Genomic DNA, 20,595 nt, shown 5'->3' with positions numbered 1-20,595 from the left:
CGTGGTTCACAGCACCTCCACTGCGAATAGTCAACGGATGGCCCGCGCACTTCAGGCCATCGAGAAGCTGCAAGCCAAAGTTTCAGAATTGCAGCAGGTGGACAAGGAACCCATCGCGATCATTGGCATAGGCTGCCGCTTTCCGGGGGGTGCTAACAGTCCTGCCGCCTACTGGCAGCTTTTAGAGCAAGGAGTAGACGCCATTTCGACTGTGCCAAGCGATCGCTGGAATGTAGACGAGTATCACGATCCCAATCCTGAGGCCGCTGGCAAAATCGTCACCCGCTATGGCGGCTTTGTTGACCATCTGCAAGAATTTGACGCGGCCTTTTTCGGCATTGCCCCCAAAGAAGCCGTTAGCCTTGATCCCCAACAGCGCCTGCTGATGGAAGTGGCCTGGGAGGCCCTGGAGCACGCTGGAGTGGTGCCAGATCAATGGTCAGGGCGTCCTGTCGGCGTGTTTGTAGGCATCAGCAGCAACGACTATTCTAGATACCTGCTACAGCGCCCTGAAGCTGATGTTGACGCCTACCTAGCAACAGGCAACTCCCATAGCGCCGCCGCTGGACGATTGTCTTACAATCTGGGATTAACGGGACCCAGCCTAGCGGTGGATACCGCCTGCTCTTCATCCCTGGTAGCCGTTCATCTAGCTTGTCAGAGTCTACGGCATCGGGAATGCGATGCCGCCTTAACTGGAGGCGTCAATCGCCTGATTGCGCCTGAATTTAGTATCAATTTCTCCAAAGCTAGAATGCTAGCGCCCGACGGTCGCTGCAAAACTTTCGATGCCGCTGCTGATGGTTTCGCCCGTGGAGAAGGCTGTGGTGTCGTCGTGCTGAAGCGCTTGTCCGATGCGATCGCCGACGGAGACAACATCTTGGCCTTAATTCGTGGCTCTGCTGTTAACCAGGATGGGCGCAGCGGTGGACTGACGGTTCCCAATGGGCCGTCTCAGCAGGCGGTGATTCGTCAGGCACTGGAGAACGCAGATGTTCAACCCGATCAAATCAGCTATATCGAGGCTCATGGGACAGGCACATCCCTGGGTGATCCCATAGAAGTCGGAGCGTTGGGAGCTGTTTTCGGCAACAGTCATACGCCAGAGCAGCCACTATACATTGGTTCCGTCAAAACCAATATCGGTCACCTCGAAGCCGCTGCCGGAATTGCCGGACTGATTAAAGTCGTGTTGTCCCTACAGCATGAAACCCTGCCACCCCACCTGCATTTTCACCAGCCCAGTCCTCATATTTCCTGGTCTGAACTGCCTATCGTTGTCACCCGACAGGCTCAGCCCTGGCAGCAAGACCCGTCCCGATTGGCAGGCGTTAGTTCCTTCGGATTTAGCGGCACGAATGCCCATGTGGTCTTGGCAGCCGCCCCTCTCAATCAACAAGCCAACCCACACCCCCAACCCCATAGCGAAAACCCTACTCCCCACTCCCCACCCCGATCCTGGCAACTACTGACACTGGCAGCAAAGGACCCAGAAGCACTGCAAGAGTTAGCCCAGCGCTATGCGGATTGGATCCTGGAAGCAAAGGAATCTCTGGCAGACATTTGCTGGAGCGGGCATCAGTTGCGATCGCACTTTGCCCATCGACTGGCGATCGTGACGAACTCCATTGAAGACGCTCAACATCAACTGCATATACTCTCCAACCCATCAACAACGCACCTCGTTCACCCCACTCGCACACCTCGAAAAATCGCCTTTCTCTTCACCGGACAAGGCTCTCAATACCCCAACATGGGCCGAGAGCTGTACGACACCGAACCCACCTTCCAACAGGCCCTGGACCGCTGTGCTGACCTTCTGACAGCCGAAGGGATCGATCTCCTAGACGTGCTCTATGGAAGCGACATTCACAATTCAAAACTCATCATTCACAATTCAGACGCTAAACTCCACCAACCCGCCTATACCCAACCCGCCCTCTTCGCCCTCGAATATGCCCTCGCTCAACTCTGGCTGGCCTGGGGCATCGAACCCGATGGCGTCATGGGGCACAGCCTTGGGGAATATGTCGCCGCCTGTCTTGCCGGGGTCTTTAGCCTAGAGGATGGACTGCGATTGGTGGCCGCCCGGGGGCGGTTGATGCAGGCGCTGCCCGTCGGGGGCGGCATGGTGGCGGTGAAGGCTGCTCGCGATCGCCTCTCTCCAATCCTGCCCCCTGATATTTCTATTGCCGCCATCAATGGCCCTGAAGCCACGGTGATTTCGGGTGAGCAGTCTGCGCTTGCCTCAGTAACCGCGACGCTAACTGAGCAGGGGATCAAAACGCAGCCGCTGCCAGTCTCCCACGCCTTTCATTCAGCGCTGATGGAGCCGATGATGGCCGACTTCAAGGAAGTGGCAAACACGGTAAGCTACAGGCCGCCTCAGTTAGAGCTGGTTTCTAACGTAACTGGACAGGTGACGGACGTTGCCCATGCAGACTATTGGGTGAATCATGTCCGTCAGCCCGTTCAGTTTATGGCGGGAATGACGACATTAGCAGCGCAGGACTACAACACCTTTGTGGAACTGGGTGCAAAGCCCATTCTGCTAGCGATGGGACAACTCTGCCTACCCAACCTGAATGCGCTCTGGTTGCCCAGCCTGCGATCAGACGCCAACAGTCAAACGTTACTTACCAGTCTCGGAGAGCTGTACGTAGCAGGTGCCGCTATCCACTGGGATGCTGTTGATCAGGGCCGTTCTCATCAGCGAGTTGCCCTTCCAACCTATCCTTTCCAGCGCCAGCGCTACTGGGCCGATATTGATGCACCTGCCCAGATTAGGCGTACGGTTACGCCCTGTGGGTCTTTTCATCCTCTTTTAGGCAACCCACTCAACCTGCCCCGGACATCCACCCTTCACTTCGAGAGTTACATCAGCTCAGACTCTCCCGACTACTTACGAGATCACCTTGTTTTTGGAGCAGTGGTGCTTCCCGCAGCAGGGTTTATCGAAATGGCGATCGCCGCCCTCCGTCACACCTATCCCAATACCCCCCTAAGGCTTGAGGCCGTCACCCTCCATCAAGCGCTGGTTCTGGATCAGCCTAAAACCGTACAGGTATTGCTGCTCCCCGAAGAGAATTCGCCTGCCCACTTCGAAATACTCAGCCTGACCGACTCAGACTGGGTGCTTCATGCCAGTGGTCAGGTAGTGGCAGAGGCAACCGATTCGTCGTTAGAGCTGGCCCAGTTGCGATCGCGCTGTTCCGAACCTGTCCCGGTTGATATTTGCTATCAGCGGCTAGCGGATCAGGGGGTGGTTTATGGCGATCGCTTCCAGGCGATCAAAACGATTTGGAAAGGAAAGCATGAGGTCTTGAGTCGCCTCCAACTACCGCAAACCCTGCATCCGACAGCGACCAATTATCATCTCCATCCTGTTCTCTTAGATGCCTGCTTGCAGAGTTTGGCTGCCATTTTTCTGGATCAGCCTCATGGGGAAACTTACCTGCCAGCTGGAATTGCTAACGTCCATCTTCAGGCGGGGCTGAATTTGGCGCAGGTTAACTATCAGTTGTGGTGTCATGCTCAAGTGCACATCGGAGAGCGAGAAGCCACCGCAGATCTTCAAATCTTCCTGGAGGATGGCCAGCTCGTTGGCATCCTAGAAGGGCTGAAGCTCCGACCTGCCACGCCTGCTCGCGTATTAGGTACACCCCAGTTTCACGACTGGCTTTATCAGGTCGATTGGCAAATCAAACTGCTTCCCAACGTGACACCCCCCGCTGAGCTGCTGCGATCGCCGGATGCTGTCTGTCAACATATCGCATCCGCCTTTGATGATTTGCTGAATCAGCCCGAGGTCATCGCCTATCGACAATGCTTGCCGGAACTGGAGCAGCTCAGTCTGGCTTATATTCAGCAGGCGATCGCCACCTTCGGCAACCCATCTCCTGACGATAGCCCTGCCGAACTAGCCTCACTCTGGAACATCGCACCGCAACAGCGAGGACTCTTTCAGCGACTTTTGCAGAAGTCAGAAGCCGCGAGTCAGGAATCAGAAATAGCAAATGCCAAACGTCAAACGTCAAACGCCAAAATCGTAGACGCAGAACTCACGCTTCTCAATCGCTGTGGCGAAAACTTGGCCACAGTGCTCCGGGGTGACGTTGATCCGCTAACACTGCTCTTTCCCAAAGGCAATATGGCTGATCTGACTCGGCTTTACGAGTCCTCCGTTGGGGCGCAAGTGATGAATTCCTTGTTGCAGCGAGCAGTGACAGCCACCATTGGAGACGCTAAACCGCCCCTTCGCATTCTCGAAATCGGTGCGGGTACCGGGGGCACAACCGCTTATCTGCTGCCTCATCTTCAGAACGTGGAGTACATCTTTACAGATGTTTCAGCGATGTTCCTCTCCAAGGCACAGGAGCGTTTTCGGGACTATCCTTTTGTCCGCTATGACGTGTTGGATATTGAGCGATCGCCTGCCGATCAGGGATTCCACCAGCCGTTTGATTTGGTCATCGCAGCCAATGTACTGCACGCTACAGCTGACTTGCGACAAACGCTGACCCATGTGCGAGAGCTACTGGCCCCTGGAGGCGAGTTGATCTTGCTGGAAAGCACTCAGCCTCTGCTGTGGCTTGACCTGATTTTTGGCCTAACCGAAGGCTGGTGGAAGTTTACGGATCGTGATTTGCGGTCCGACTATCCCCTGCTGTCGGCGGCTCAATGGCAAACGCTCCTGGATAAAAGTGGCTTCACGACGGCGATACTGCAACCCGATTCTTCCCATTGGTTGGCTGAAGCATCAGCGGAACCGAACGACACTGAGAGTAACGCTGGGTTTCACGCTGGTATGTCTCACCACCTGCTACCGCAGACGGTGATAGTGGCTCAGAGAGATTTGGACCTGGATCAGCCTAATCAAGCGCCTGCCTGCCTGATTTTGGCTGAGGGGCAACGTCCGGCGGATGGTTTGACTGAAATTTTGGTAGAGCAGGGCATCCGTTGCCTATGGGCAGAGTGGGGCGATCGCTACGCTCAAACGTCCCCCGATACCTTTATCCTTGACCCCCGCAAAATTGAGGATCTCCGGCGACTCTGGCAGGCTTTGAATGCTGCTGACGCTGTCCCTGAAACAGTCGTCTACTGGTCAAGTCTGTCGAAATCGCTCACCCCCGAAGCGCTGGAATGTAGCTTTAGCGGTCTGTTGCACTGGGTGCAAATGTTGACTGAGCTATCTCAGCCGCCCCAACTGTATTTGGTGACCCAAGGGGCGGCTTGTTCCCCTGTAACCAATCCGAGTCAAGCCTCACTGTGGGGGCTGGGACGAGTGATTGCGCTGGAGCATCCCGCTCTGCGCTGCTGTCGCCTCGATCTCGACCCCGATGCAACGTTTGAGCAGTGGATGGCAGAGTTGGCCGCGGAATTGCAAACCCCACCTGAACCGGAGACCATCGCCTATCGTCAAGGACAGCGACGAATGGCTCGGCTCGGGAAGTTTAGCCTGCCGCCTTCTCTTGAACTGCCTAGTTTGAGGACACAAGAGGCTAACTTCCGTCTAGCGATCGCTACCAAGGGAACGCCAGATAATCTCCAGCTTCAGCCCTCGACCCGCCGCGCTGTTCAGCTTGACGAGGTGGAAATTTGGGTTGATGCTGCTGGACTCAACTTTATTGATGTACTGGATGCACTGGGACTGCTACCTTTCGAGCGAGACTGGCTGGGCGTCGAGTGTGTAGGTGAAGTCATTGCTGTCGGAGCGGAGGTGACGCATCTGAAGATCGGCGATCGCGTTATGGCGCTGGCAGCCGGGAGCTTTGCCCAATCCGTTACCGTGCCTGCGGTGCTGGCAGTCCCTCAGCCTCAAAACCTCAGCGCCGTAGAAGCTGCCACCATTCCCGCCAATTTCCTCACGGCCTACTACGCTTTGGCAGAAGTGGCTCAACTACAGTCCGGGGAACGGGTACTGATTCACGCTGCGGCTGGGGGCACCGGGATGGCGGCGGTCCAGATTGCCCGGAGCCGAGGAGCCGAAGTGTTCGCTACCGCCAGTCCCTACAAATGGCCAGCACTCAAGCGCATGGGCATTCGGCACGTCATGAATTCCCGCATCCTAGACTTTGCGGAGGACATCCGCGCAGCGACCGAGGGCAATGGCGTTGATGTCGTCTTCAATTCGCTATCCGGCGAATTCATCCCGAAAAGCCTGTCTGTACTCAAGTCTCAGGGACGGTTCATCGAAATCGGCAAACGAGACGTGTGGAGTGCTGCCCAAGTCGCCACTGTGAAGCCGCATGTTGCCTATCATCTGGTCGATCTCCTGTCCCTCACTCGGCAGGCCCCGCAGCAGATACAGGCGATGCTGCAAACCCTCGCTCACGCCTTCGAGACCGCACAACTTCGTCCCTTGCCCCATCGAGTCTTTCCCATCACCGATGCCATCAGCGCCTTTCGCACTATGCAGCAGGCAAAGCACGTTGGCAAAATTGTATTCACGATCGCAGAAAGGAACAGTGCAGGGCCTTCCTTATTCGAAGCGGAATTAAGAACGAATAACGAACAACAGGGGGCTTTGTCTGCACGAAGCATACCCCATAACCCAGAACATCTTTCTCTCTCTACTCATCCCGATGCCGCTTACCTCATTACAGGTGGCCTCGGCGGTTTGGGGCTTCTCACGGCGGACTGGTTAGCCAACCAGGGAGCGGGTCAACTGGTACTGCTGAGTCGGCGATCGCCCACAGACATTTCACCTGAAACGCAAGCTCAGCTACAGGCACTAGACGACAAAGGAGCCAAAGTTAACGTCATTCAGGCAGATGTCTCTCAACGAGAGGAGTTGGCTGCTGCGATCGCGTCCTTGAACGCTCCACTGCGGGGAGTGATTCATGCGGCAGGGGTGCTGGATGATGGCATTTTGCAGCAGTTGACTTGGGAGCGGATGGAGACAGTCTTGGCCCCCAAAGCTTACGGAGCTTGGCATCTACACGAACTGACTCAGGATCAACCGCTGGAATTCTTTGTGCTGTTTTCTTCAGCCGCGTCTCTGTTGGGGTCTCCGGGGCAGGGCAGTCACGTCGCCGCCAATGCCTATTTGGATGCCCTCGCTCACTATCGCCAGACCTTAGGACTTCCGGGCCTGAGCATTAATTGGGGCGCTTGGTCAGGAGCGGGGGCAGCCGCCCAACGACAGGTCGATCAGCAGATGCAGCTGAGAGGAGTGGGTGCGATCGCCCCAGATCAGGGACTCCATATCCTTTCCCAGTTACTCGCCCATCCCAGTGAGGCCCAGGTCGGAGTCATTCCCATTCGCTGGTCTCAGTTCCTCAGTCGGGCAGGGGCCGATGATCCTTTCTTTGAGCCGTTCCAGCAGTCCGTTCCTGTCGCTTCCACCGCCAATTGGCGATCGCGTTTGCAGGACTTGCCAGAACGCCAGCGCCTGAATTTTCTCACCACAGCCCTGCAACAGGAGGTGGCTCAAGTGCTGGGGCGATCGACAAACCAACTCCCCGATCCTCAACTGGGCTTTTTTGACATGGGGATGGATTCACTGATGGCGGTGGAACTGAAGAACCGCCTGGACACTCAGTTGGGGACTTCGGTCTCTTCCACCGTGATCTTTGAACATCCCACCATTGCAGCGCTGGCTCAGCATTTGGCAGAGTCCGAGCTGCTTTCTCCTCCCAATGTGCCAGAACCGAGGCCTGAAACCGATTCAAAGCTAAGGGAGTTACGGGAACAGCGGCAGGCAACTTCAATGGCTAGTCCTCCGCCAACACCCCTCCCTCCCTTGGAAGTACTCGATTCCAACCCTCCCAACTCCCCCGATGATCCCATTGCGGAAGAACTAGCTGCCCTCGAACGCTTACTCAATCCATCGTCATGACACAGAGTTTACCTAACCCAAAATCGACTGATGAGCGCATTCTACGGGCACTGCGAGAGGCGCGATCGCAGCTCGAAGCGGTGGAGCAAGCTAAAAACGAGCGAGTTGCCATCATCGGCATGGCGGGTCGGTTTCCCGGTGCCGACAGCCTTGAGGAGCTGTGGCAGATGCTCATAGCGGGTCAGTCCGGTATTCGCGTGCTGTCTGATCAAGAGCTGGAAGCTGCTGGAGTCTCATCGGAGACGTTTCAGCAAGCAGATTATGTCCGCGCCTATGCGGGGTTTTCTGAAGCCGACAGCTTTGATGCGGCCTTTTTTGGCTATTCCCCTCGCGAAGCTGAACTCATCGATCCTCAGCATCGGGCCTTTCTGGAGTGTGCTTGGACGGCATTAGAAGATGCAGGCTATGACAGCCGTCAGTATTCCGGTCGCATTGGCGTTTACGGTGGCGCTGCCCTCAATAGCTATTTAGTCAACCTCTTTTCTGATCCCAAGCTGCGAGCGTCTACAGACACGGTGCAGGCAGTCGTAAGCAACGTCATGGGGCTGATGACGACCCGGGTCTCCTACCAGTTGAACCTCAAAGGACCGAGCTGCGGTGTCCAAACGGGCTGCTCCACCTCACTGGTGAGCGTTCATCAAGCCTGTCAGAGCTTGCTGCAAACGGAATGCGACATGGCTTTGGCAGGCGGCGTCACGGTCGGTAATACGGCACCTCAGGGCTACCCCTACCAAAGTGATGGTATTGCCTCCCCCGATGGCTGCTGTCGTGCCTTCGATGCTGCGGCTCAGGGCACCGTGTTCGGCAACGGAGTGGGCATTGTCGTCCTTAAGCGCCTATCAGAAGCCATTACTGATCGCGACACTATCTATGCCGTCATTCGAGGCTCTGCCATCAATAATGATGGCGCTGAGAAAGTCAGCCTCACAGCTCCCAGTGTCTCTGGCCAGGCGGCTGTTATCATGGCCGCTCTGGAGCGGGCCAAGGTTGATCCGGCTAGCCTCAGCTACATCGAAGCGCATGGTACAGGCACCGCCCTCGGCGATCCCATCGAAATTGCCGCACTGTCAAAGGCCCTCCACCATCATCCCGGTGGCTGCGCGATCGGCTCTATCAAAACGAACTTAGGTCATCTGGACGCCGCTGCTGGCATCGTCGGACTCATCAAAACTGCGCTGGCCTTAAAACATCGCCAGCTTCCACCTAGCCTTCACTTTCAACAACCCAACCCCAAAATTGACTTTGCCAACAGTCCCTTCACCATCCAGAGTCAACTCAGCGATTGGCCCCGCGATGAGACTCCCCGTCGCGCTGGCGTCAGTTCCTTTGGCATGGGCGGCACGAACGCCCACGTCATCTTAGAAGAAGGAGCGGATATAGACAGGCAAAGTCCGACAACGGATGGTAGAGAAGCAAGGCGTCCGGCTGCTATCTCACAAGACCAGGGGGAAGCGGAGCAGCTTTTAATCCTATCGGCTAAAACAGCGACAGCTTTGGATAAAGCCACGGAGAATTTGGCTCGACACCTGGAAGCCCATCCTGAGTTGAAACTGGCAGACGTCGCTCATACCTTACAGGTGGGTCGTCGTGCCTTACCCCATCGCCGTATTTGTTGGTGTCAGACGGCAACAGACGCGGTCAAGCAGTTAATCTCGGACAACCTTCCTACCCGAGTGGCTGGTCATGCCCCTGCCGCGATCGCCTTCATGTTCTCCGGTCAGGGCAGCCAATACCCCAACATGGGTCGCGACCTTTACGACACTGAGCCTGTCTTCCGGCAGGCCATAGACCGTTGCGCTGCGATTCTGGCAGATGACGACATTGACCTCCTAGAGGTGCTCTACGGAGACGACATTCAAACTACCCTCCGGGAAGGGCAAAGCCCTACAAAATTCAAAATTCAAAATTCAGACTCTCTCAACCCCCAACCTCCAGCCCCCATTCACCAAACTGCATTCGCCCAACCTGCCCTCTTCGCGCTCGAATACGCTCTGGTTCAGCTCTGGCGCTCTTGGGGCATTGAACCCCAGGCATTGATTGGACACAGTATTGGGGAATATGTAGCGGCCTGTGTTGCCGAAGTCTTTTCTCTGGAGGATGGACTACAGCTGGTCACCGCGCGGGGGCAATTGATGCAGGATTGTCCAACGGGCGCAATGCTGTCGGTCGCGTTGTCGGAGGCGGCATTGGCAGCTTTATTGCCGAATGATGTGGCGATCGCGGCAGTCAATGGGCCAGAACTCTGTGCTGTATCGGGCACAGAAACGGCGATTACCGCTTTCCAGTCGCTGTTGGACTCCAAACCTATCAGCTATCGACAGCTCAAGACATCCCACGGCTTTCACTCACCCCTGATGGAACCCGCCGTGGCCGAACTGAAGGCATTGTTGGGTCAAATGGTGCTCAGCCCACCTCAGATTGATGTGCTGTCAAACGTGACGGGCACCTGGTTAACAGCGGCAGAAGCGACCAACCCAGCGTATTGGGCCCAGCATTTACGACAGCCCGTGCGGTTCCATGACAACGTGCAGGAACTATTGCAATTATCCAATCCAATCTTGCTGGAAGTGGGGCCAGGGCGCGCCTTGAAAACACTGGCTCATCAGGAGATGGACCCCACCCAACGAGATGCTTACCTCGTTTTGAATTCGCTCCCTCATCCTCAAGAGACTGTTGCCGATACTGCCGTTATGCTGGGCAGTTTGGGGCAGCTATGGTTAGCCGGAGTATCCGTGCAATGGTCGAATGTCTCTGCCCACAAAGCGAGACGACGGGTGCCGTTGCCCACCTACCCGTTCGAACGACAGCGGTATTGGGTGCCGTTGAACCCAGAAGGCTTTGAGCGATTAGAGCCTGCAACAGAGGCGAAGGCAGCGGATTTGGCGGACTGGTTCTATGTGCCATCCTGGGGCAGGTCGTACTTATCACAACCTGAACCTCCCACAAGCGACTGTTGGGGGATCTTCACTGCGGACACCATCAGTTCTGCTCTAGCTCAGCGGCTGATAGCAGCCGGACAGAAGGTGATCACCGTTCAACCTGGTCAACAGTTCTCTCAACAGGAACAGGCTTACACGCTCAATCCTCACAATCCCGAGGACTACCAAACCCTCATTCAAACTCTGGAAACCGCTGGTCAGCAGCCATCCCATTGGGTTCATGGCTGGAGCCTGGCCGATGAGTCTGGTGATTTGACGATGGGCTTCCATAGCGTGCTGCATCTCGTTCAGGCCCTGATTGCCAGCGATCGCTCTGGCTCCACCAACCTTACCGTTATGACGACCCAAGGACACGATGTCGTTGGCACAGATGCGGTTCAACCTCAACAGGCAATGCTATCAGGGCTGTGCAAGGTAATTCCTCAAGAATTGGCCCACGTTCGCTGTCGGCACTTAGATATCGTTGCAGCAACGACGGATGCGATGTCACTTGAGACGCTGGAAGGCAACTTGTATGGAGAACTCACGGCGTCCAATCCTATCGTGGCTTACCGAGACGGCTATCGTTGGATACAAACTTACGAGCCACTGCCGCTGTCTGAACGTCAATCACCCTTCAGATCACAAAGCACCTATCTAATCGCCGGAGATTTAGTCGAGGGGCTGGGGCTGGTCTATGCTCAAGCACTCAGGCGAGAATGTCAGGCCCGGTTGGTGCTAATCGGTCGTCCTGGTCTACCGGCTGCCGACAACTGGGAGCAGTGGATGGCGACCCACGGTCCTCAACATGAGGTGAGCGGGCTGATTCGCAAACTTCAAAGTTTAGGAAGCGTGGGAACAGATTACCTCTGGTTTAGCGCTGACCTCGCAGATACCGGGCAGGTGAATACCGCCGTAGAGCAAGGAATAGACCTGTTCGGAGAGATCCACGGCGTTTTTCACACTGGCGTCATGGGCGATCGCGCCAGCTACCCTCTGCCGGAACTCACCCCGCAGATGTGTAAGCAAACGTTTCGCTCCAAAATCGCAGGCATCCAAGTCCTGATGTCGGCTCTCGCGGAACAAACGCCCGACTTTGTACTCCTCCAATCGTCTCTATCCTCCGTGGTCGGCGGCATTGGTTTTGGAGCTTACGCTGCGGTCAGCAGCTATCTAGACAGCCTTGTAACGGCCCATCGTGACGATCCCTCGCGGTGGCTCAGCATCAACTGGGATGCCTGCCGCTTGGATGATGCCCCACAGCAGACAGGTTCTACCTGGTTGGATTCAGCCATGACGCCGGAAGAGGTTTGGCAAACGACGAAGCGAGTGCTCGCGCAGCCCCACCTGAGTCAGGTGGCCGTATCGCCGGGAAATCTGCGCGATCGCATCGACCAGTGGATTCATCATCCAGAAACACTGGCAGAGAGCAACAAAGCTGAATTGTTAAACCCCAGCAATAGATCCCAGCTTTCAAATCATTATGTTCCTCCCAGAAACGCTGTTGAAGCTGCTGTTGCTGAAGCCATGCAGGATTTACTTGGCGTTGAGAAAGTCGGCATTCATGACAACTTCTTCGAGTTAGGCGGACACTCATTACTGGCGATTCAAGCCGTGACGCGATTGCGAAGAGAATTCCAAGTCGAACTCCCTATGCGGGCCTTTTTATTCGAAGCGCCTACCGTCGCTGGCATTGCTAAAATCGTCCAGGAAAATCAGCTTGATAATGCTGATCAAGCTGCCATCGAAGACTTGTTGAAACAAATCGAAACCATGTCGCCGGCAGATGTTGAAAATCAAATTAACCATCAAGCATGACTATCGAACTGTAGAATGCATGAATCAGGCTCTAGTACTTCATAAGCCAACAAAGATCGAAGGAAAATGTCTACCGTATTAGACCGAGACACAAATCAAAAAACATCAATCAACACACTTTCTAATTAACGAAAATAGGAAAACCAAGAATGGATTTTAGCCTCTTCTATTTTGATGGTGATGGCTCCGTTGCCCGCCCTAATCAGTATCAGCTCTTGATCGAGAGTGCTAAATTTGCAGACCACAACGGATTCACTGCCCTATGGACTCCTGAACGACATTTTCATGCCTTCGGGGGGCTTTATCCTAATCCCTGCGTCACTAGCGCTGCCCTAGCCATGACAACAGCCAATGTCCAGATCCGGGCGGGCAGTGTGGTCATGCCTTTACACCACCCAGTGCGGATTGCAGAGGATTGGGCCGTTGTTGATAATCTCTCAAACGGACGGGTGGCGATCGCCTTTGCCTCAGGCTGGACGATGGACGAGTTCATTCTGTCGCGGACGCCTCATGCTAGCCGAAAGGCCCAGATGTGGCGTGGCATTCAGCAAGTGCAACAGCTCTGGCAGGGGAAAGCCGTTGACTTTCAGGATGCAGCGGGAAAAACCGTCTCGACCCGCTCCTTACCGCGCCCTATTCAGCCCCAATTACCGACTTGGATCACGTGTCAATCTACTGAAACTTTCATTGAAGCAGGGCGATTGGGAGCTAATATCTTGACCTCTCTTTTAGGCGGATCATTAGAACAACTGGCTCCGAAAATTCAAGCCTATAAACAATCCTTAAGTAAGCATGGTCATGATGCCGATTCCAAAACCGTTTCTTTGATGCTCCATACATTTTTGGGAAGCGAACGTGACCAAGTTAAAACCGATGTTAGGCAACCCTTTTGTGATTATCTAAAAACTCACTATGGCCTGCTAGAAAACTTAGCGAAAGGAATGGGTTTATCCATCAGCCTAGAAGATTTTTCTGACGATGACTTAGATAGTCTGTTACTATTTGGGGTGGAAGGATTTATGAACGATCGCTCACTGATTGGAACGCCTGAGACCTGCTTGCCATTTCTACAAAAATTGGCTCAAGCCGGTGTTACTGAAGTTGCCTGCTTGATTGATTTTATTCAAGACTTTGATCGCGTCATGCAAGCCTTACCCTATCTCAAACAGCTTAAGGATAATTGTGCTATTCATCTGTCAAGAACTGCGATAGCTAGTGGCGTTTATTAATTGTCTAACTTGGCGATCCATTAGCTGAATTTTGGAACCTTGCGGTTAAAACCGTTGATTTCTTCATCTATCATTTTGCAGCCTGTTCCGCATAGGACATGACAAACTCGCGCCTAACCTCTGAAGCTCTACAACAGCGTATTGCGGCCCTCTCTCCAGAGCAGCGAGCGTTGTTGGAACAGCGTTTAAAGCAGCAGGGACTATCTTCAACAGCGGTTGAGCTGCCTTTGATTTCCCAGGTTCGTCCCGCTGTCATACCGCTGTCGCCTTCTCAGAAAAACCTGTGGGTGCTGCATCAGCTCAACCCAGAAAGCTCGGCCTATCATATTGCGCTGTCGTGGCGGCTGATTGGATCTCTAGACGTTTTAGCACTAGAACACAGTTTGCAGGCGATCGCTCAGCGCCACGAAAGTCTGAGAACTCAATTTGTTGAGCAGCAGGGGCAGCCTTGTCAGAAAATCTTATCCACCCTCCACTTGCCACTACGAACAACAGACCTGAGGCTGTTGCCAGAAGCGGCTATGCTGGCCGAAATCCAGCGGCTCACTGAACAGTCTGTCAAACGACCCTTCGATCTCAGTCGTGAGCCACTCCTCCGCAGTCACCTTCTAAGGTTAGATAAAACCACGGCCATCTTGATACTGGTTCTGCATCATATTGTGGCCGATGGTTGGTCGCGGGGAGTGCTGATACGAGAACTGGCAACCCTTTACCGTAACCCTATCGAGAAAGGACCGTCCTCTCTTCCAGCCATTCCTATTCAATATGCAGACTATACTCTGTGGCAGCAGCAGTGGCTGAAGAGCGAAGCGTGTTGCGCTCAGCTTGATTATTGGCAGACGCAGTTGGCCGCTTTACCTGTCTTGGATTTGCCAAGCGATCGCCCCCGTCCGGCAGTGCCCAATTTTGCCAGTCATACCTGCACCCATACGCTCTCGTCCGCCTGCGTTGCCGCTTTGAAAGCATTGAGTCGCAAGGAAGGCACTACACTGTTTATGCTGCTGGTGGCGACGTTCAAGCTTTTGCTACACCGTTACAGTGCTCAGGCTGATATTGGTGTTGGCGTGCCCGTTGCCAATCGCAACCACCCTGAAGTCGAGCCGCTAATTGGCTTCTTCGTCAATACGCTTGTGCTCCGTACCCGTCTGACCCGCCAGATGACCTTTCGAGCACTATTGCAGCAAGTCAAGCAGGTTGCTGCCGATGCTTTTCAGCACTCAGAAGTACCCTTTGCCAAAGTTGTCGAAGTCTTACAGCCTGATCGTGACCTGAGCCAAAATCCTCTATTTCAGGTCATGTTTCAACTTCAGAGCGGTTACCAGCAGCAAAACGCTGCGACTCTGGATTTGAATTTGCCGGGGCTAGAGATTCAGCAAGACTGGCTCAATCCAGGACAAACCAAATTTGACATGACCTGGCACGGCATTGAGCGAGAAGACGGACTGCTGCTGGCAGTGGAGTATCGCACTGACTTATTCGAAGAAGACCGCATTCAGCGGATGCTGGGTCATTTTCACACGCTGCTGGAAGGAATTCTCGCTAATCCCAATTGTCCGCTGGCAGAACTGCCTTTGTTGAACGCAGCGGAACGGCATCAACTATTGGTGGAGTGGAACCAGACCCGAACCCCACTGCCGAGTCAGTGCTTCCATCAGCAGTTTGAAACTCAGGTTACTCGCACACCAGAGGCGATCGCGGTCATTGATTCTACCCGGCAGCTCACCTATGCTCAACTCAATCATCGCGCCAACCAACTTGCCCATATTCTGCACAGTCAGAGCATTGGCCCTGAAACTCTGGTAGGTATATATCTGCCTCGTTCCGTTGAGCTTATGGTGGCTCTGCTGGCCGTATTTAAGGCAGGGGGGGCCTATGTTCCCATTGATCCCAGCTTGCCGTCAGAGCGAGTTCACTTTATGTTGGCCGATGCCCAAGTGTCGCTGGTCGTGACGGCTGATACTGAGGCAGCCCAGGAAATGGCGGTCTGTGCTTACCCGGTCTTAGATTTGAGGGGCGATCGCGCTCAAATCGCCCAGGCTCCTGAGCACAATCTCACCGTTAACCTTGATCCTGAGAATCTCGCCTACGTCATTTATACCTCTGGCTCTACCGGCAAACCCAAAGGGACGTTGTTGACGCATAGAGGACTGAGCAATTACTTGAACTGGTGCGTCCAAGCTTACACAGTAGCGGATGGGAAGGGTGCTCCAGTCAATTCCTCCGTCGGCTTCGACGCGACCATCACCGGCCTCTTTGCGCCCCTCATGGCGGGACAGTCTGTCACGCTCCTACCCGAAATCCACGAAATCGAAGCCCTCAGTCACACATTCCAGAGGAATAGCCCTTTCAGCCTTGTCAAACTAACTCCCTCCCATCTAAAGGCGCTAGAGCCTCTCGTCCTGCCCCACTCCTCTACGTTCTCCTTACCAGCTAAGTCCCTTATCCTCGGTGGCGAAGCTCTTTACAGTCGCGACATTGTCCCCTGGCAACAGCGCTACCCCAATCTCCGTCTAGTCAACGAATATGGTCCCACCGAAGCCGTCGTCGGCTGCTGCATTTACGACGTTCCCCTTGACATTGCCGACGATCGCGTTCCCATCGGTCGCCCCATCGCTAACGTTCAGCTCTACGTTCTCGATGCCAATCTAGAGCCCGTTCCCATCGGCGTTCCTGGCGAACTCTATATCAGTGGCGCAGGCATCGCCCGGGGCTATTTGAATCGCCCAGACTTAACAGCAGAGCGATTTGTGCCGAATCCGTTTGCCGGAAATGCCGAAAGCAAAACGAATAGCAAACAACCCAGAACCAGCAACGAAGAACCAACAACCCATAACCAACACCAAACTCTCTACAAGACCAGCGATCGCGTCCGCTACCGCCCTAACGGAACCCTCGAATACTTGGGTCGCATGGACGACCAGATCAAACTGCGCGGCTACCGCATTGAACCCGGTGAAATCGAAACTGTTCTATGCCAGCATCCCAATGTCGAGCAGGCCGTGGTGCTATTGCGAGAGGATATGGGTGAAGCAGCCAAGCTGGTGGCCTACGTTGTAGAGCAGTCAGAAGTCAGAAGCCAGCAGTCAGAAGTCAGAACAAGCAATTCATCCCCAACCCCTAATAACCAACAACCAATAACCAACAACCAACAACCCATAACTAATAACCAACCCCCAATAACCCATAACCAACAACCCATAACTCACAACCCTTCCCTACGCCAGCATCTTGCAAACAAGCTTCCAACCTACATGCTTCCCGACTACTTCGTAGCGATGGCAGCACTACCGCTGACGGTGAATGGCAAAGTCGATCGCGAGGCGCTACCCATTTCTGACAGACCGGCTGCCGAGAGTAACCAAACCAGTAGATCCCTGACAGAAATAGAGCAGCAGCTAGTGGCAGTCTGGGCCAAGGTGCTTCGGCGAGATACAGTGGGTCTTCACGACAATTTCTTTGAGCTAGGGGGCGATTCCATTCTGGGGATGCAGATCATCGCTCAGGCACACCAAGAGGGGCTGTATTTAAAGCCGCGTCAGCTGTTTCAGCATCAAACCGTCGCAGAATTAGCAGCTGTAGCCGAGGTGCGATCAGTGCCCGCTGTCTCCCAAGAACTGGTGACGGGACCGGTGCCTTTGACCCCCATTCAACAGGACTTTTTTGCCCGAGACTTGTTGGAGGTTCATCATTTCAATCAGGCCGTCATGGTGACGGTTAGCTCGGATGTGCGCCTGCAATGGTTGCTTGAGGCCGTACAGGCGTTGGTGGTGCATCATGATGGGCTGCGATCGCGCTTCTCCTCACAGGGCAACCGTTGGCAGCAGGTCATCCAAGCTCCTGATGCCGTAACCGTACCGTTAGATCACCTGGATTTATCCCATTTGTCTTCTGAGTCTCAAGTAGAGGCCTTGGCAAACGCCGTCGATAGCTGGCAAACGAGTCTGAATCTGACAGAAGGGCCTCTATTTCGTGCCGCCTTATTGCAACTGGGTGAATCGGGTAATCGCCTGTTGCTGATTGCCCATCATTTAATTGTGGATGGGGTGTCTTGGCGCATTCTTCTAGAAGATTTGAAAACGGCTTATCAACAGATTGCCGCTGGGAAACCAATCCTGCTGCCGCCTAAAACTCATTCCACCCAGGCTTGGGCCAATCACTTGATGGCACTGAGGCAATCAGGTCACTTTGAGGCAGAGCGTTCCTATTGGCAAGAGATGTGCTCGCTACCCTTGACACTGTTGCCAATCGATTTTGACGAATCCACCAACGGCAACACAGCAGCGTCGATTGAAGAAGTCTCGATCAAGCTAGATGCTGATCAGACCCAGGCACTGCTGAACACCACAATCCAGACCTACCATGCTCAAATCAATGACGTCCTGCTGACAGCTTTGGGACAAACGCTGAAATTGTGGATGCAGTCCCCTACGATCTTGCTTGACCTAGAGGGACATGGTCGAGCGTTGACTTTGCAAAATTTGCAAGACTTGACCAGTTTGGACGTGTCTCGGACAGTAGGCTGGTTCACAACGGTTTATCCGCTGCGATTAGAGTTACCTGCCGGAGCGATCGCTGAACAAGTCAAAGCAGTCAAGGAGCAGTTGCGGTCTATTCCAAATCAGGGCATTGGTTACAGCGTCCTACGATATCTAGATCCAGAGCCGGATCCGACTCTGATTTCACCCGCAGCCATCAGCTTTAATTATTTGGGTCAGCTTCAGCTGAGTTCGGAGTCTGACACCCAGAGTTTGATTCAGTCACTGGCCTCTGAGTCAGTCGGGTCACTTCGCAGTTTATCGGACCGCCGCCGCTACCTGCTAGACGTGATTGCGCTGATTCAGGCAGGGCAGCTTCAGGTAATTTGGCGCTATAGCCGTGCAATTCATCAACGCACCACCATTGAGGCGATCGCCCAGCGATATTTGGCAACGCTGCGATCTTATTTCATCCTGTCCAGTCAGTCAGTCCCCGAAGCCGCCTATACTCCCTCTGACTTTGCGGCAGCGCGGGTTAATCAGGCGCAGCTTGATCAGCTTCTTAGCAAGATCCGGGGGAAGTAGCGCCATGACTCAAGTCCAGGACATTTACGAACTTTCCCCCATGCAGCAGGGCATGCTGTTCCACACGCTGTATGCGCCGGAATCCGGGGTCTATTTTGAACAGCGAAGCTGTTTACTGGAAGGGCATCTGAATGTTGATGCCTTCAAACGAGCCTGGCAAGCAGTTGTCGAACGCTATGCCGTGCTGCGGACTGCCTTCTATTGGGAAGAAGTCGACAAACCCCTGCAGGTCGTTCATGCGACTGCGGAATTGCCCTGGATTGAAGCCGACTGGCAGCTATTATCCGAATCAGAGCAGGCAGAAAAGTTAGCGGCCTTTTTGCAGGGCGATCGCGTTCAGGGTTTTCGCCTCGATCAGCCTCCCCTAATGCGCTGTGCCCTGTTCCAGCTCAGTCCAATACGCCATCGCTTCGTCTGGAGCCACCATCACCTGCTGATGGACGGCTGGTGCAATGCCCTTTTGATCAAAGAAGTCTTAGCTTTCTACGCAGCAGAGCGCCAAGGGCAAGCTATCATTCTCCCGTCTCCTAGACCCTACCGAGATTATATTGTCTGGCTACAGCAGCAGGATCCACAGGCAGCTCAAACGTACTGGCAGAAAGCCCTGGCAGGCTTTACAGCCCCGACGCCCTTGGGCATCGATCGCCGCACTTCGGCATCCTCTCAACCCGACAATCGCGATCGCTGGCTCACCTTGTCTCAGACCACGACAGCCAGCATTAATGCCTTTGCTCAACGCCACCACCTCACTTTGAACACCCTGCTTCAGGGAGCCTGGGCGTTATTACTCAGCCGCTACAGCAATACTTCAGAGGTGATATTTGGGGCTACCGTGTCTGGACGCCCCCCAACGCTGCCAGGTGCAGAGTCCATCGTGGGATTATTCATCAACACCGTGCCTGTAAGGCTCTCGCTGCCCTCAGAGATGCCGCTGTTGCCTTGGCTAAAACAGATTCAGGACCATCAGCGCGATCGCGAAACCTATGCCTACAGCACCCTCACCGATATTCAGTCCTGGAGCCACGTCCCCAGTGGCGTTCCCCTGTTTGAAAGCTTACTCGTCTTCGAAAATTACCCTGTTTCTCTGACGGCTGCTCTGGCGGATGACAAAAGCGGCCTCACCATCCGTGAAGGACAGGGATTCGAGCAAACCAACTATCCCCTTGCCCTCTTTGTCATCCCCGGTGAAACCCTCTCTATGCGGGTGGCCTATGACCGCGATCGTTTCTCTGATACCACCATCCACCGCTTCCTCGGTCATCTAAAAACCATACTTCAGGGCATGGTTGCCGATCCGAATCAGCCTTTAGAAGCTCTGCCTTTGCTTACCCCCGCCGAGCATCAGCAGTTCGCAGCCTGGAACCAAACCGAGCAGCCCATTCCTGATTGCTGCGTCCATGAGCAGATTGCAGACCAGGCCCAAGCTAATCCAGACGCCACTGCCGTCATCTTTGAAGACATCGTCCTCACTTACCGAGATCTTGAGCAGCAGGCCAATCAACTGGCTCATTACCTGATGGCAAAGGGTGTGCAGCCCGGCAATCGCATCGCCCTCTGCCTGGAACGCTCCACTGAACTGGTCATCACCCTCCTCGCTATCCTCAAAGTCGGAGCCACCTACCTGCCCCTCGACCCTGCCTATCCTGCTGAGCGCCTGCGCTTCATCCTCGGAGATGCGGACGTGGCGCTGCTGATTGTCGCCAGAGGGGAAACGGTGGGCAGTGCCCACC

Annotated in this window: 5 protein-coding genes and 1 pseudogene; all 6 read left to right on the top strand. The window is 54.5% G+C overall.

Annotated features, from left to right (window positions below):
- The first annotated feature begins 1 nt into the window (after nt 1).
- Complete coding sequence (locus PN498_RS15345; RefSeq protein ID WP_272063704.1) at nt 2-7,840, top strand: type I polyketide synthase; 7,839 nt, start codon at nt 2-4, stop codon at nt 7,838-7,840.
- Nucleotides 7,837-12,576, top strand: coding sequence for a type I polyketide synthase (locus PN498_RS15340; RefSeq protein ID WP_272063703.1), 4,740 nt, complete (start codon nt 7,837-7,839; stop codon nt 12,574-12,576). Before PN498_RS15345 ends, PN498_RS15340 begins: the two co-directional genes overlap by 4 nt.
- 149 nt (nt 12,577-12,725) lie before the next feature.
- Nucleotides 12,726-13,805, top strand: a complete 1,080-nt coding sequence (locus tag PN498_RS15335) for an LLM class flavin-dependent oxidoreductase (protein ID WP_272063702.1) — start codon at nt 12,726-12,728, stop codon at nt 13,803-13,805.
- Nucleotides 13,806-13,903: 98 nt separating this feature from the next.
- Nucleotides 13,904-16,750 (top strand): annotated as a pseudogene (locus tag PN498_RS15330) (non-ribosomal peptide synthetase); the annotation flags it as partial.
- A 306-nt stretch (nt 16,751-17,056) separates the two neighbouring features.
- A complete protein-coding gene (locus tag PN498_RS15325; protein WP_334312257.1) occupies nt 17,057-18,865 on the top strand; it encodes a condensation domain-containing protein in 1,809 nt (602 codons plus the stop codon).
- Between the two features lie 4 nt (nt 18,866-18,869).
- On the top strand, nt 18,870-20,595 hold a 1,726-nt coding region (locus PN498_RS15320), incomplete at its 3' end, for a condensation domain-containing protein (RefSeq protein WP_272063701.1).

The organism is Oscillatoria sp. CS-180 (assembly GCF_028330965.1).
In the GTDB taxonomy this organism is placed as follows: domain Bacteria; phylum Cyanobacteriota; class Cyanobacteriia; order Phormidesmidales; family Phormidesmidaceae; genus Halomicronema.
This window is presented reverse-complemented; position numbering and strand designations above follow the sequence as displayed.